The organism is Dulcicalothrix desertica PCC 7102 (genome assembly GCF_003991905.1).
GTDB lineage: Bacteria > Cyanobacteriota > Cyanobacteriia > Cyanobacteriales > Nostocaceae > Dulcicalothrix > Dulcicalothrix desertica.
In genome coordinates this window covers 172,397-187,413 of sequence record NZ_RSCL01000018.1, presented here as the reverse complement: position 1 = coordinate 187,413, position 15,017 = coordinate 172,397, and the positions used below count along the sequence as shown (strand labels likewise).

General features: G+C 38.8%; 16 protein-coding genes. 6 read left to right on the top strand and 10 right to left on the bottom strand.

Features of this window, described 5'->3' with window-relative positions:
• Window positions 1–24: 24 nt before the first annotated feature.
• Both devC and DSM106972_RS33080 read right to left on the bottom strand, forming a co-directional pair.
• On the bottom strand, window positions 25–1,191 hold the full coding sequence (devC, locus tag DSM106972_RS33085) for an ABC transporter permease DevC (protein ID WP_127084671.1): 1,167 nt from the start codon (window positions 1,189–1,191) through the stop codon (window positions 25–27).
• A gap of 30 nt (window positions 1,192–1,221) precedes the next feature.
• On the bottom strand, window positions 1,222–2,238 hold the full coding sequence (locus tag DSM106972_RS33080) for a potassium channel family protein (protein ID WP_127084736.1): 1,017 nt from the start codon (window positions 2,236–2,238) through the stop codon (window positions 1,222–1,224).
• Window positions 2,239–2,399: 161 nt separating this feature from the next.
• Here DSM106972_RS33080 and DSM106972_RS33075 point away from each other — a divergent pair, with 161 nt between their 5' ends.
• Both DSM106972_RS33075 and DSM106972_RS51670 read left to right on the top strand, forming a co-directional pair.
• On the top strand, window positions 2,400–3,665 hold the full coding sequence (locus DSM106972_RS33075; protein WP_127084670.1) for an aspartate aminotransferase family protein: 1,266 nt from the start codon (window positions 2,400–2,402) through the stop codon (window positions 3,663–3,665).
• Entirely contained in the window at window positions 3,666–3,803 is a 138-nt protein-coding gene (locus tag DSM106972_RS51670; protein WP_158632917.1) for a hypothetical protein, read from the top strand. It begins immediately after the preceding gene.
• A 42-nt stretch (window positions 3,804–3,845) separates the two neighbouring features.
• On the opposite strand, the gene nei is transcribed toward DSM106972_RS51670, so the two are convergent.
• From nei to DSM106972_RS33060, 3 genes are all read right to left on the bottom strand, one after another.
• Window positions 3,846–4,664 (bottom strand): endonuclease VIII, encoded by an 819-nt coding sequence (gene nei / locus DSM106972_RS33070; RefSeq protein WP_127084669.1) that lies wholly within the window; start codon window positions 4,662–4,664, stop codon window positions 3,846–3,848.
• Complete coding sequence (locus tag DSM106972_RS33065; RefSeq protein ID WP_127084668.1) at window positions 4,637–5,125, bottom strand: DUF6882 domain-containing protein; 489 nt, start codon at window positions 5,123–5,125, stop codon at window positions 4,637–4,639. Before DSM106972_RS33065 ends, nei begins: the two co-directional genes overlap by 28 nt.
• An 82-nt stretch (window positions 5,126–5,207) precedes the next feature.
• Window positions 5,208–5,894 carry an HAD family hydrolase gene (locus tag DSM106972_RS33060; protein ID WP_127084667.1) on the bottom strand — a complete coding sequence of 229 codons (687 nt, stop codon included), beginning with the start codon at window positions 5,892–5,894 and terminating at the stop codon, window positions 5,208–5,210.
• Between the two features lie 185 nt (window positions 5,895–6,079).
• Between DSM106972_RS33060 and DSM106972_RS33055 the strand changes: the two genes are divergently transcribed.
• On the top strand, window positions 6,080–6,862 hold the full coding sequence (locus DSM106972_RS33055) for an Rpn family recombination-promoting nuclease/putative transposase (protein ID WP_127084666.1): 783 nt from the start codon (window positions 6,080–6,082) through the stop codon (window positions 6,860–6,862).
• Window positions 6,863–7,037: 175 nt separating this feature from the next.
• Here the strand turns inward: DSM106972_RS33055 and cynS are convergent, their stop codons facing one another.
• Window positions 7,038–7,478 carry a cyanase gene (cynS, locus tag DSM106972_RS33050; protein WP_127084665.1) on the bottom strand — a complete coding sequence of 147 codons (441 nt, stop codon included), beginning with the start codon at window positions 7,476–7,478 and terminating at the stop codon, window positions 7,038–7,040.
• A 269-nt stretch (window positions 7,479–7,747) separates the two neighbouring features.
• Between cynS and DSM106972_RS33045 the strand changes: the two genes are divergently transcribed.
• Window positions 7,748–8,518: a glucosamine-6-phosphate deaminase gene (locus tag DSM106972_RS33045; RefSeq protein WP_127084664.1), complete on the top strand. Its 771-nt coding sequence runs from the start codon at window positions 7,748–7,750 to the stop codon at window positions 8,516–8,518.
• Between the two features lie 45 nt (window positions 8,519–8,563).
• Complete coding sequence (locus DSM106972_RS33040; RefSeq protein ID WP_127084663.1) at window positions 8,564–10,150, top strand: RluA family pseudouridine synthase; 1,587 nt, start codon at window positions 8,564–8,566, stop codon at window positions 10,148–10,150.
• Between the two features lie 58 nt (window positions 10,151–10,208).
• Here DSM106972_RS33040 and DSM106972_RS33035 read toward each other — a convergent pair whose 3' ends face one another.
• The 4 genes from DSM106972_RS33035 to DSM106972_RS33020 all read right to left on the bottom strand — a co-directional run bounded on the left by DSM106972_RS33035 (window position 10,209) and on the right by DSM106972_RS33020 (window position 14,006).
• Window positions 10,209–10,883 carry an O-methyltransferase gene (locus tag DSM106972_RS33035; protein WP_127084662.1) on the bottom strand — a complete coding sequence of 225 codons (675 nt, stop codon included), beginning with the start codon at window positions 10,881–10,883 and terminating at the stop codon, window positions 10,209–10,211.
• A gap of 99 nt (window positions 10,884–10,982) precedes the next feature.
• Entirely contained in the window at window positions 10,983–11,291 is a 309-nt protein-coding gene (locus DSM106972_RS33030; protein ID WP_127084661.1) for a hypothetical protein, read from the bottom strand.
• 136 nt (window positions 11,292–11,427) lie between these two features.
• On the bottom strand, window positions 11,428–13,029 hold the full coding sequence (locus DSM106972_RS33025) for a gamma-glutamyltransferase family protein (RefSeq protein WP_201800818.1): 1,602 nt from the start codon (window positions 13,027–13,029) through the stop codon (window positions 11,428–11,430).
• A 26-nt stretch (window positions 13,030–13,055) separates the two neighbouring features.
• Window positions 13,056–14,006 (bottom strand): D-2-hydroxyacid dehydrogenase, encoded by a 951-nt coding sequence (locus DSM106972_RS33020; protein ID WP_127084660.1) that lies wholly within the window; start codon window positions 14,004–14,006, stop codon window positions 13,056–13,058.
• 147 nt (window positions 14,007–14,153) lie between these two features.
• On the opposite strand from DSM106972_RS33020, the gene DSM106972_RS33010 reads away from it, so the two are divergent.
• Window positions 14,154–14,954: an alpha/beta fold hydrolase gene (locus DSM106972_RS33010; RefSeq protein WP_127084659.1), complete on the top strand. Its 801-nt coding sequence runs from the start codon at window positions 14,154–14,156 to the stop codon at window positions 14,952–14,954.
• Window positions 14,955–15,017 lie beyond the last annotated feature (63 nt).

Below are 15,017 nucleotides of genomic sequence, written 5' to 3'. Positions count from 1 at the left end.
ATAACTCGTTAGTTTTATATTAAGTTACATTAAGTCTGCCGGATCTGCGGTGCGTAGCTTTTGCATGGCAAAAATACCAGATACAAAGCACATTATTACTGTTAACACAAAAACACTGGCGCCTCGTTCTATCGTCATAAATACGGGTAGCTTTGTTGTATTTGCTGCAAGTTTATAAAATGCTAATGCAGTTATTAAACCTGGTAGATATCCTAAAACTGCTAGTAGTAAAGCTTCTTGTCCAAGAACGGAGAGTAAGTAATTGTTTGTATAACCTATTGCTTTGAGCATTGCATACTCGGCTAAATGCGCTGAAATATCTGAGTATAAAATTTGATAGACGATAACGCAACCGACTATAAACGATACCATGACACCAACTCCAAACATAAAACCAATGGGAGTTGTTTTTCCCCAGTAGTTTCTTTCCATATCGATATATTCGTCGTGGGTTAATATCAAAACATCGTCGGGTAAACCTAATTTTAAATTGTTTTTAACCTGTTTAATGTCGGCGCCTGTTTTCAGCTTAATCAACCCTGTACCAATTTGGTTGGGTTCATGACTTGCAAAAAGTCTTAAAAAAGTAGAATCACTAGTAATGATATTTCCATAAGTAGCAAATGATTTACCCAGAGAAAAATAACCACCAATACGCACTTTAATTTTATTTACCTCTGTCTCTGGTGTGGTTTGATTTTGAAATAACGAAGCAATATAGCTGTTTGTGGGTAAAGCAGTTTTATCAAATAATACTTGGTTCTGAATTTGCAACTCGTTCAAATCACGATTGAGTTGGGGTGATCTAAAAATTTTATTTGCTGGGTCTGTACCCATAATCAAAATCGTTTGCAGTCCTTGAGTTTCTGGGTTACTCCACCTACCTAAACCTATATACACAGGATTCACTTCAAGAACTCCCGCAAATCCACGTGCTTGGTACAATCGTTCAGTAGGAAAATCTTTGATTGAGTAAATAGTTTCAAAATTACGACTCACTAATACTAAATCGGTGTCGAAACTTTTATGAGGAGCAATTGCGCTTTCAAACAATGCTCCCTCAAATCCCATTTGAGCAAACATCAGTATATTTGCAAATGTTATACCCGCAACAGCTACAGCCAAACGTGTCTTTTCTTTAACTAACAGTTGCCAAGCGAGGGGAATCTTGGCAAAAAATTTACATATCATTTACGCAATCATCCGTATATTATATTATCTTCACTTTCTTTGGGAACGGCGCCGAGACTTGGTATTTATGGGTTCGATAATTTGGTTGAGACTTCGCAGTTGCTCTGCTGTTCCCATGCAGATGAGTAAATCCCCTGGCAGTAATAGCGTATCTCCCGTTGGACCACCAATTACAGAACCGTCCGCACGTTGAATAGCTAATACTAATGCACCAGTTTGAGCGCGTAAGCAAGCTTTCTGCAATGTTAACCCAACAACGGGACAAACTGCGGGGTCAAGCACAAGTTGTTCCATATAAACTTGACGGTCTGCACCAGTTAGGACACCTTCCACAAAGTCCATAACTTGGGGTCGCAGTGCTGCTGCTGCCATCCGCTTTCCACCTGTAATATAAGGGGAAATTACCACATCGGCGCCGCCACGCTCCAATTTTTGTACTGCTTCTTCGGTACTAGCGCGTGCAATGGCACGAATACTAGGATTTAAAGTTTTAGCAGAAAGTACAGTATAAAGATTTTCGGCATCAGATGGAAGAGCGGCAACAATACAAATTGCTCTTTCAATTCCAACTCGCAGCAGAGTTTCATCGAGGGTGGCATCTCCTTGGTAAAAAGTATATCCTTCCTGTTGAGCCTGCTGCATTGAATCAAGGTCTTTCTCGATAATTACAAACAGTACGCCCTCTGCCTGGAATTCTTTGGCAATTTGACGACCTGTTCGACTGAAACCACAAATAATATAATGACCTGATAACGAATTCATGAATAGGCGCCGTTGTCTGAGACGAAGATTTTCTTGGAAATAGCCTTCGATTACAGCTTCTGTAAATCGATTGACTATATAACCAATGGTAATTACACCCATTAAGATTAACGCAATTGTAAATAATCTACCTCTATTTCCTAAAGGATGTGTTTCACCATAGCCAACAGTAGCTAGAGTAATAACAGTCATATACGCTGCATCTTGCCAAGACCAACGTTCTACCAGCGAGTACCAAGCAGTACCAATGAGGAAAACACCTACAAGTGCTAGTGTCCCTGCCATCAATTCTTTTTGAATGCGCTGATATTTTTGTTCAAGCGTTGAGTATACAGTTCTTTTTTTCACACCGCCACTCGCATTTGAGATATTTAAGTATTTGAACTAAGATTTAGTATTGGTAAAAACGGCTATAGAATTTGGATATTTTTAGGGAGGCAAGACTAATGAGTACTGAGCTAGCAACATTAGAACCAACATCACCCACATCACATAATTTTGATAATAATGGCTTTGATAAAGCTGTAATGTCCACTTATGGACGATACGCAATAGCTTTAGAACGAGGTGCTGGTTGCCGTGTTTGGGATACACAAGGACGCGAATACTTAGATTTTGTTGCAGGAATCGCTACTTGTACACTTGGACATGCTCACCCAGCAATGGTTGAAGCTGTTACACGTCAAATTCAGAAACTACACCATGTTTCAAATTTGTACTATATTCCTGAACAGGGAGAATTAGCCACATGGCTAGTTAAACATTCTTGCCTAGACCGAGTATTCTTTTGTAATTCCGGCGCCGAAGCAAACGAAGCTGCAATTAAACTAACACGTAAATACGCGCATACAGTATTAAACATAGAACGTCCAATCATTCTAACAGCACATTCAAGTTTTCACGGTCGGACTTTGGCGACAATTACAGCCACAGCACAGCCAAAATATCAAAAGAATTTTGATCCCCTAGTACCAGGTTTCAGTTACGTGCCATACAACGACTTTGCAGCAGTCGAAGCGGCAATAGGTGAACTCGACGAAGGAGACTACGGAGTTGCGGCAATATTGATCGAACCATTACAAGGAGAAGGAGGAGTTCGACCAGGTGATGTTTCCTACTTCCGTAAACTCCGCCAAATTTGTAATGAGACAGGAGTACTATTAATATTTGACGAAGTGCAAGTTGGCATGGGACGTAGTGGTAAACTATGGGGTTATGAACAGCTTGGTGTTGAGCCAGATATTTTGACTAGTGCAAAAGGTTTGGGTGGTGGTATTCCTATAGGCGCCATGTTAGCCAAAAAATTCTGTGATATATTCCAACCTGGTGAACACGCTTCGACATTTGGGGGAAATCCTTTTGCTTGCGGAGTAGCGTTGGCCGTATGCGAAACGATAGAGAAAGAAAATATACTTGCAAACGTTGAAGCCAGAGGAGAACAATTACGCGCAGGATTGAAGCAATTAGCCGCTAAATATCCACAGCTTATCAGTGATGTCCGAGGCTGGGGATTAATTAATGGTATGGAATTATACGACAATGTTGAGTTAACTTCTAGTGATGTAGTTAACGCTGCGATTAAAGAAGGGTTGCTATTAGTCCCCGCAGGACCTAAAGTAATTCGTTTTGTACCACCATTAATTGTCACCGAAGCTGAAATTAATTTGGCACTCGAAGCATTAGAGCGTGCGTTTACAGCAGTTAAAGGATAGTTGGCAACGGATGTAACGGATGTAACGGATGCAACGGATGTAACGGATGCCCTTACATGTCATGCTGAACGCAGTGAAGCATCTCAAAATCTAGTTAGAAAATTAGATTCTTCAGATTCTTCGCTACGCTCAGAATGACAATAATGGCGACTAATGACAATAATATGCGACTAATGACAATTAACTCTGGCATTGAGGACAATAATAAATGCGTCTGGCGCCCATTACACTTTTAATAATAGTCGTACCACAAGCGTGACAAGGTTGATTATCTCGATTAAAAACCCAGTGACGATAAGCTTTGCGTGGTTTACCAGCAGCTTTAAGCTTCGTCGCAATGGCAATATCATTTGTAATTCCCTTAGTAATATAAGACTTACGAGGAATTACAACCACCGCTTCTGCTAGTTTTTGAATTTGCCTGGTAGTACAGTCCATAGGACGAAATGAAGGATTTATACGTGCTACAAACAAAATCTCACTACGAAGATAATTACCTATTCCACAAATAAATTGCTGATTGAGTAATAACGGCGCCAACCCTCTCCTATAAAATTGTTTATCAAGCAACCGTTCTTCAACTTGTTCTATAGTTGTAGCTTCATCCAATACATCGGGCCCAAGACTCTTTAAAAATGGATGTACAGCGATTTCAGCATCATTAAGAACAGATATATCTGATGCGCTGTATAATAAAGCTGATTTTTTATGCGTGTGAATTGCTAATCTTAGTTGTCTGTTTGTTTTGGGATAAGTATTTGCGTCACGTATATACCAAAGTCCATAAAGTTGGTTGTGACTATATATACTCAGGTCATTACTAAATCGAATTAATAATGCTTTGCCTCTGGGTTTGACGGACACTACTTGCTGACCTGCCAGAATTTTTTCAAACTCTTTCAGTGCGTCAAAAGCAAAGAATATATCAGTTATGGGTACGTTACAAATAGCTTTGGCAATTTTGGCTGCTGCTAATTTAATCTCAGGTCCTTCGGGCATTTGATAATTTCATCTATAGAAACAAAATTTCGCAATTGTCTTCCCTCGTAAGGCATAGAATAACATCCCAAGGACTTTAAATATTCAACTGCCATCGCTGAAAGCTCCCAAGCTTGCTCCTCATTCACCTTGACTATTGATGCCTCAAAAATTGGGGCGCCTGTAAACGTGTAGAGTTCTTTTATTCTCTCAGATTTTAGCCGTAAACGCTCAAGTATCGACGAATTTGCCCATGACCATTGCCATGTTTCACTTTTATACGAGAAACTACCAATAGGTGTAACAAGCGCTTCGACTTGTACCTGATCTTGGTCATCTTGAAACTGAAGCGTTCCGATTTCTTGGTCAAAACAATACTTAGGAAAACTTCCAAAAGCGTATTTATCCTTTAAGTCTTCTTGCTTTTGCTGGAGATTATCTATAGATTGTTCAAAAAAAATGGCAAACTCATCTTTATTCATAATTATCTTGGTAGGGTGCGTAACGCTATGAACAAATTTCAATTTCATTATAAGACTTGTAGCGTCACGCACCAGCTTTTAATTATGTGATTGGTGCTGCTTCTAAGAGTTGAGAATTTAGTTGAAAGTTTAAAAGTGTCCACAAACGTAAGTCTGTAAAGTCGGATATTGCCATACAGGCGCCTATCTCGCATAATTTTTCTGGGTCATGAGTTGATGCAATACCGATAGTTTTTATACCTGCACCAACAGCAGACCTAATACCCGATGGTGAATCTTCAAGAGCAATTGCATTTTCAATATTAACTCCTAGACGTTGTGCTGCAACTCGGTAGGGTGTGGGGTCTGGCTTTGCTTTCTCTTCGTCTTCTGCTAATACTATTAATTCAAATGCGGTGCCTAATCCTAATACATCTAACATAAAGTAAGCGTTTGCACGTGGTGCGTTTGTAACTAATGTACGCTTGATGTTATGCGTGTCTGTCCAAGCTAATAACTCGGTTAGTCCTGGTAAACGCTGTAAAGATGGCGCCATTTCTCGAAACATCGCTTCTTTTTCATCGGCAAATCCCACAGCTTGGTGCGGTGACAACTGTGGCAAAATATCCGCGAGTATCTCCGGATTCAATCTTCCACTGATATTTTTCTGGTAAAAACTTTCATCTATATGTATATCATAGCGACTTAGCATTTTCTGCCAAGCTAAAAAATGGATGGGGTCTGTGTTAACAAGGGTTCCATCTAAATCGAACAGAAGTGCTGCCAGCATAAGCTATGTAAATAAAGTTAAGAAAACATAAACTTTCTTTACATATTTTACATGAGAAAGGGCGCCTGTCCAAAATTCTAAGTTCGCCAACATTAATTTGTATATAGACATGTAACCATTAAACTATATGGTAATATTATACTTAATCAAAATCTACCACGTCTCCAGGTGTGAGCGAAAAGTGAATGACAGCAGATCCACTCTTCTACAAAATCTTCCAAAACCTACCAGAGCTATTTTTTGAACTCATCGGTGAAGGACAGGATAATAAAACCGGATACGAGTTCGGTGCAGAAGAACTCAAGCAACAAAGTTATCGCTTAGATGGTTTATACAAAACAAGCTCAGGATATAGCTTTATGCCACTATATTTTGTCGAAGCACAAGGATATAAGGACAGTGACTTCTACAACAGCTTTTTTGGCAAAATAATGATGTATTTGACCCAAAAAAAACCACCTAACAAAAAATGGTACGCGATAGTAATCTACGATAGACGCTGCAATGAAAGAACGCTTCCACCATATTTAGAGATATTCTTACCTGTCCTACGTCGGTTTTATCTAGATGAACTTGGTAAAGACCCAAATCAATCCTTGAGCGTAGGTGTTATGTGTTTAGTTGCAAAGAAGCAAGGCAGAGAGAAAATAGGGAAATTAGCTCGACAGCTAATAATTAGAACAAATTCGGAAATTACCAGTCCCGCTTTGAAAGAAAAAGTTCTACAATTTATTCAAACGGTGGTAATGGACAAACTTCCAAACTTATCAGTAAAGGAATTAGAAGCTATGCTTGAGTTAGAATCGTTAAGAAAAAGCAAGGTCTATTTAGAAGGACGAGAAGAAGGACGACTCGAACAAAAAATAGAGACAATCCCTATCTTACTAAAGGCAGGGTTTACTATCGAGCAAATAGCAGAAAGCTTAAAGCTGGATGTGAAAACTGTCCAGGAAAACGTTAAACAATAAAATTTTATTAAAGCGCGTTTATGAATGGTGGGCCGAAGCCCACCGTACTTTCAATTTTAACAAGTTTGAAATTGCACAAATTGTGTGTCGTTACTGATTGTAATGTTTCTAAAGCTACCGCGCGACAAATCGGTTAACGTCTAAATGCATTATTTCGTATCATTAGAGAGCAAAATTACCATTTTTTATAAGGAAGAAACTTACCAGACATAACGATTTTAACCCTATCACCTTTTGGGTCTTCTTCCTTTTCCACATTTAAAGTAAAATCAATCGCGCTCATAATTCCATCGCCAAACTTTTCTTGAACTATATCCTTGAGGGGTAGTCCATACACCTGCACAATTTCGTAAAAACGATAAATAAAAGGGTCAGTTGGTACAATAGAATCACTACCTTTAATGGGATATTTGATTAACTCAGAAGCATAGTATGGAGCAACTTCTAGCGCATCAACTAAAATTTTTGCTTCTTCAAGTGAAGCACTAGCTTGCCGATAAATTACAGAAGCAACCCAAACTTCATTCCTTTTCACGAGTTTGGCTAAATCTTCAAAACTTAACCCTTTCTCGTCTTTTGCTTCCAACAATGTTTGAGTGATTTCAGGAATATGCATTTTAATGATATTTAGAATTTACTATTGAGTTACTTGATAATACTACCATTTATGTAAACTCACTCTGAAGGCGCCTGCATATTAACCCTGATAATTACGTTTATATACGTAGATTGTTTTTATACAGAGAATGTAATTATATAAGCGTCCGTTTTGTTAGTGGCGCCATAGACCCTTGATAGTAGTAAAATTATAATGTGAGGGTAATTCGAGAAATCAATAATCCTGTATGACAGGCAAGACGCCTATCCTACAGAGCTTTACAACATATGATAAATCCGTCAAAGAACTTTAGCGTCTCATCCCTTAAGGTAAATGTTTATAATTCTGAAGCTGAGATAGCGCGCGCTGCTGCTGAAATTGTATATGAGTATCTATATAATGTGTTGCAGGAACAAGAAACAGCAAGTGTATTATTAGCAACAGGTAATTCACAGCTTAAGTTCTTAGACGAGTTAATATCACTAGGTGGTATTGACTGGTCACGGGTTACTTGTTTTCATTTAGATGAGTATTTAGGAATTTCGGCTAACCATTCAGCAAGTTTTCGACAATACCTCAGAGAAAAGGTTGAGCAAAAAGTTCATCCCCAGGTATTTCATTATATCGAAGCAGATGCTCAACAACCATTGATAGAGTGCGCGCGTTATTCAGAATTGCTACAAACACACAAGATTGATTTGTGTTTATTAGGTATTGGGGAAAATGGGCATTTGGCATTTAATGACCCTAAAGTAGCAGATTTTAATGACCCATATACTGTTAAGCTAGTTAAACTAGATGAGGTTAATCGTCAACAACAGGTTAATACAGGATATTTTTCTAATATTGAACAAGTGCCCCAATATGCTTTTACTGTTACGATACCTACAATTTGCGCTGCTAAGAGAATAATCTGTCTGGCGCCTGGTCAACGTAAAGCTAAAATCATCGCTCAAATGCTCCGGCGTGAAGTTACTACAACTTGTCCAGCTTCTATTTTACGCCATCAAACGCAGGCAACGTTATTTTTAGACGCTGATTCTGCAAGTTTGATATAAAAATATTTAATCTCCCCAAAGAAAGCGGGGGATTAGGGGGATTTTATGGTTATATTACATCAAATATCAGACTTCATTCATCCAGTATTAGAAAGTTCGGCACTTCCTAACTACTATTACGAAGGACATTCACAGCGACTTCCTCGAACTGCCCTTTCAGAAGAAGTTGCGCGTGGTTTGATGCGACATTTAGGACAAGACGCGCGTTATTCCCAAGAAGGTAAAATGTATGGCATATTAATAGTAGAATTACCATCAAATGATACTAGAGTTATTAAAGCATTCTCAGGATTATTAAATGGAGAAAGTTTTGTACCAGGTTGGGCGCCACCTATACCCGGACGCTCGGAAGTTGCATTTGATGAAACGCAAGTGCTTTCACAGTTAGATACTATCAAACAAGAATTAATCACTTTACAACAAATGCCTGAGCATCAAGAATATGAAAACTTATCGCTTCACTTCGCAGACAAAATACAACAATTAAATATACGCCATGAACAACGTAAACAGCAGCGTCAAGAAAGGCGCCTGCTATCCAATATAAACGAAGAAGAACTTCTAGAAGAAAGTCGTCGAGATGGTATTGAAAAAAAATTACTCAAGCGTCAACGTGATGAAAAATTACACCCATTAAAACAAATTATTGAATCAGCCAACATCCGTATTACCGAATTAAAACAGCAGCGTAAAGAAATATCGCGTCAACTCCAAGCAAAAATGCACGCAGTATATTCGCTGACTAATTTTTTAGGAATGTCACAATCGTTACAGCAATTAATGCCGCAAGCACCCACTGGGACGGGTGACTGTTGTGCCCCAAAATTACTTCATTATGCTGCAATACATAATTTAAAACCTCTGGCAATGGCTGAATTTTGGTGGGGAGAGTCATTACCCAACGGTGATAAAATTCAAGGAGAGTTTTATGGCGCCTGTTCCGAACGTTGCCAACCTATTATGGGGTTTTTACTTTCTGGGTTACATACACCAGAACTAATGGCGCCCCTTCAAAATTTACTGTATGAAGATGAATATATAATAGCTATTAATAAACCTTCGGGGTTACTGTCCGTTCCTGGTCGCTATCGTAATACTCAAGATAGTGTATTAAGCCGTTTACGTAATACATTAACCGATGGGATGAAATTAATTCCTGTACATCGTCTAGACCAGGATACATCAGGAATATTACTAATTGCACGTAATTTAGATATATATCGTCAACTTGCTGTGCAGTTTCAACAAAGGCAAGTTCAGAAAGTCTATGAAGCTGTACTTTCCGGTAACATAAATTCAGACACAGGTATCATCGAACTTCCACTTTGGGGAAATCCACAAAACCGTCCATACCAAGAAGTAAACTGGGAGCATGGCAAAAAATGCACAACTCATTACAAAGTAATTGACAAGAGTAATTATACTCGTATTGAGTTTACACCTCTAACAGGGCGCCCGCATCAGTTACGAGTTCATGCAGCCGATAAACAAGGACTTGGAACACCTATTTTAGGCGATAGGTTATATGGAAGCAATAACTCATCAGATAGATTACATTTACACGCACGCGAGCTTCACTTTACACATCCAATTTTAGGAAAATTATCTTTACAAACCAAGGTGCCGTTTTAGCTAAAAAAGCAATATTACAATCTTTTAAATAAACATTTATTTTCGCTTTAACATCTAATTAAAAATTGCTATTTACAAGTGCAATTGCTAGACCATCGTAACCTTTGCTACCGACTGTTTGAATTACTGTTGCTGTCACACGGGGTTCTGCTGCCAGCGCAGCATTAAAGCGCCGCACCCCTTGAACATTTACATCTGTACTATTGGCATCAATTACGGCGCCTTTTCGCACAACATTATCAGTAATAATTAAACTACCACGTCGCGTGAATTTAAGTGCCCACTCGAAATACTCTGTCGTGTTAACTTTGTCGGCATCAATAAATACTAAATCGAACAGCGCCTGCCCTTCGGCTTCAAGCTGCGGTAAAGTATCTAGTGCTGCTCCTAAACGTACCTCAACTTTATCAGTTAATCCTGCGCGTGCAATATTATCGCGAGCAACCGCAGCATGTTTTGCGTCTGCTTCTAATGTAATTAACTTACCATCAACAGGTAGCGCGCGTGCCAACCAAATTGTGCTGTAACCAGCGAGTGTACCAATCTCTAATATTTTACGGGCGCCTTTCATAAGTGCAAGTACGTGCAGTAACTTTCCTTGATTAGGCGCCACGTTGATTAATGGCATATTAGCATCAATGGTAGATTGAATTGTCGCATCAAGTACTGGGTCAGGGGGTATAAAAAGGTCAGTAATATATTTATCAACTACAGTCCATTGTTCTTGATTCATCTTTTTCCTTAAACTTAATCAAACATATATAATTTTAAATCCGGTAATATACAAAAGTGAAATTCTTGTTTTGAAGATATTTTTTGGAGTGGCGCCAATTTAGATCACGCGCTTTATGTTTAAGAGTAACTGCGTAGTTATATGTTCACATTCTTCGTCTAGTTCACCTTGAAATTCTGGTTTTCCACTACGTCGATACCAGTAACGAGCGTTATTAATATCACCTTCTTTCCTGTGTAAATAAGCGTGAACCCATGCGCTATTTTTATCAATGGCATGTTCTAAGATTTCGTGTGCTGCATCCCAATTACCTATTTTATCGTGATAGAGTGCTTTCAATGGAGTCGGGAGCGAGGTTAAAGATATTTGTGCATTTGTTAGAGCTTGCTTAAATTCTTCTAAATTCATAAGCTTTAATTCACTATGTGTCAAGCATATATTAATTATATAATTGACAAATATGGTTGGTGCGTTACAGCTAGTTTAATTTTTATTCTTAGTGTCAATTTTTTCAGACTGTAACGCACCCTACGTATACATATTATTACCAGACGCTTGCTAACCCGTCTGCGCGGTAGTCACTTGCAGCGATAAAAACTCCATTGTGCTTACAAATAATTTGACCGCGACCAAAAAGCCCAATATTTGAACTGTATTGTACATCGTGACCGCGCGCTGAAAGTTGTTGAGCTATGACTTGCGGTACGCTCGGTTCTAGAAATACTTGAGAACCTATATTAAAACGCCATCTGGGAGCATCTAAAGCTGTTTGCGGATTCATATCATAATCAGCCATATTGGTTACTACTTGCAAATGTCCTTGGGGTTGCATTGCTGCTCCCATCACTCCAAATGGGCCTATAGGTTGATTGTCTTGAGTAAGAAAACCAGGAATTATTGTATGTAATGAACGTTTACCTGGTGCGTATTGATTTGCGTGTCCTGATTCTAAAGTGAATCCGTAACCTCGGTTTTGTAATGCAATACCTGTATTTTGTGGGAGTATTCCACTGCCAAAGCCGTGATAGTTTGATTGTATAAAAGATACCATCAAGTCATTATCAGCGGTTGCTAAATATACTGTTCCTCCTGTTGGTAGTCCTGGGGAAGCGAGTGGAATAGCTGTGTCTGTAATTAAAGCACGGCGCCTTGCTGCATAATTAGGGTCAAGAAAATGCTCAGTAGGTACAGCAAAAAAACGTTCATCAGCAACGTACTTGTGTAAATCAGCAAAAGCTAGTTTTATTGCTTCGATTTGCAAATGGTAACTTTCTACTGAATCTCGTGGATAATCAGATAAATCAAAACCAGAAAGAATATTTAAACCAATTAATGCGGCAATACCTTGAGTGTTAGGAGGTATTTCCCAAACTGTCAAACCTCGGTAGTTGGTAGAAATAGGCGCCACCCATTCAGCTCGATGTGTTGCGAAATCATTCAAACTTAAGTATCCACTAGTAGCATTAGCAAACTCAACCATGCTTTGAGCAAGCGCGCCTCGGTAAAAACTTTCACCACCTGTCGCAGCAATTTCCCTTAATGTTTCGGCATGAAGTTGAGAAGCCCAAATTTCTCCAGCAACAGGCGCCCTATTTTTAGGAAAAAAGACTTTTTTAAACGGTTCAAACTCCACACCTGTAAGGGGAAGAAAAATTCTTTCTGCTGCTTTCCATAATATGGATGTAACTGGCGCCACAGGGAAACCTGACTCAGCATAACGAATTGCTGGTATAAATAAAGTCTCAAATGGTAACTTTCCCCAGCGTTCCCATAAAGCACGCCATGCCGAAACGGCGCCAGGTACAGTTACAGAATGCCAACCTCGTTCTGGTACCTCAGTAAATTCTGCAAAATCTGAAAGTGTAAGATGTTGAGGACTTTTACCAGAACCATTTAAACCGTGAATTTTTCCATCCCAAACAATAGCAAACGCATCTGAACCAATACCGTTGGAAGTCGGTTCTACAACAGTAAGGGCAATAGCTGTTGCAATCGCTGCATCAACTGCATTTCCCCCCAAGTTAAACATGGACATACCTGCCGCAACTGCATTTGGTTGACTCGTGGCAACTGCACCGCGAGAACCCATCATTACACGTCGTGTTCCTAAGTACGGATTACTCGTTAAGTTATTGAATGGCGCCATTTGATATATTACTTCGTGAAAATTACTTAATAACCTATGTGTTTATCTATAACATTACGTAACGGCTGACCAGTTCGATATCTATTTAAATTATCAAGAAACAATGACACAATTCGGTCGTAAAGCTGTGGAGTTAGCGCTGAATTATGTGGTGTAACAAATACATTAGGTAATGACCAAAAAGGACTTTCTGGTGGTAAAGGTTCAGTAATAAAGGTGTCTAAGGAGGCACCAGCAATCCAATTTTCACGTAGTGCGGTAAGTAATGCTTCTTCATCCACAATGGCGCCGCGAGCTATATTAATAAAGTAAGCAGTCGGACGCATTGACCGTAGTACCGAAGCGTTTATTAAACCTTTGGTTTCTGGAGTTAGCGGTGTGGCAACTACCAAATAGTCTACCTGTGGAAGTAGAGATTGCCATGAATTGGCGCCGACTATTTTATCAAAATTAGGTAACGGTTCAGGATTGCGACGACTACCCCAAACATTCATACCAAAAGCTTTTGCGCGAACAGCAATTTCTTTACCAATAGTTCCCGTACCAATAATTAATACAGTTTTGTTATATAATTCCTGTAACTCAAACCATTTATTCCAAGACCTGTCTGCTTGCAAACTTTGCAACTTCTGGACATTTTTGGCATGGTAGAGCATAAAGTTCAGCACAAATTCAGCAATGGGTATAGCATGAACTCCCGAACCGTTGGTAAGAGTTATATAGCGTTCTAAAAATATAGGTGTAAGAATATGATTCACACCTGAACTTGGTGTATGCTGCCAGCGTATGCTTGGTGCTGCTGCTAATACTTTATGAAGCGTCGTATTTTTTAATTTAAACCCGTTAAAGTAGACTTCAGCATCGCTAATATCACCATCAAAGTCACCATCAGGGTTTACGCAGATAAATTTAGTATCTTGTGGGAGATGTGGCTCGACCAAAAAGGCAAGTTCTGTTGGTAAGATTATTTTTAACATAGGTAAAGTAATTGTAGATGATAGAAGCGAACGCTGGGATGACGCCAGTGTACATAAACTTCAAAGTACATACGGAGATTATATATTGAGTAAAGTATCGAAAGTTTTCCCTGAGTTACAACGCACGATGCTGTAAGAGTAATCATTATGCAAAAAATTAATGTCAACGGAATTGATTTATTTTACAACGTTCAAGGAACGGGTGAACCTCTTATATTAATTGCTGGATTTGATTGTGATAGCTCCTACTGGTCGGCAGTTGTACCAGCACTTATAAAGAAATATCAAGTAATTCGATTAGATAACCGAGGAGTAGGGAAAAGCTCGGCGCCAGACAGTCCATATACTATTAAACAAATGGCTGATGATACAGCAGCACTATTAAATTATTTGGGAATTACCCAAGCACACGTAGCAGGTCATTCAATGGGTGGACAAATTGCTCAAGAATTAACTGTCTTCAATCCTGAAAAAGTCAAAAGTTTAATATTACTTTCATCTTGGGCAAAAGGAGATGCTAAGTTTAATTCGATTATTGAAATGTTTGGTGACTTATCTAATCAATTAGAAGCAAGAATTTTTCAAAAAAGCTTATTACCTTGGATGTATACTAAAAATTTTTACATAGATGGACGTATTAACGATATTGCTACTATTATTGATTACTACCCATTTTTACCACCACCGCACGCAATTTATCATCAAAGTCGAGCTATTCTTCACAATGATACAAGTGACCGTATCAGCAATATTGCTTGTCCAACATTAGTTGTAGTAGGAAAAGAAGATATTCTAACTCCCGTAGCATTTTCTAAGCAACTTGCTGATGGTATTTTTAATTCCGAACTTTTCGTTATAGAAAATTCTGGTCATGGTTTTTTAATTGAGTCGGCAGATGCAGTGGTAACAGTAATGCTTCAATTTTTAGCAAAACACTTTTTTAGTTAAAAACCTACTACTTAAACACTAAAACCGATAGTCTTTATAAATTATCGTAAAGGCGCCAAATTG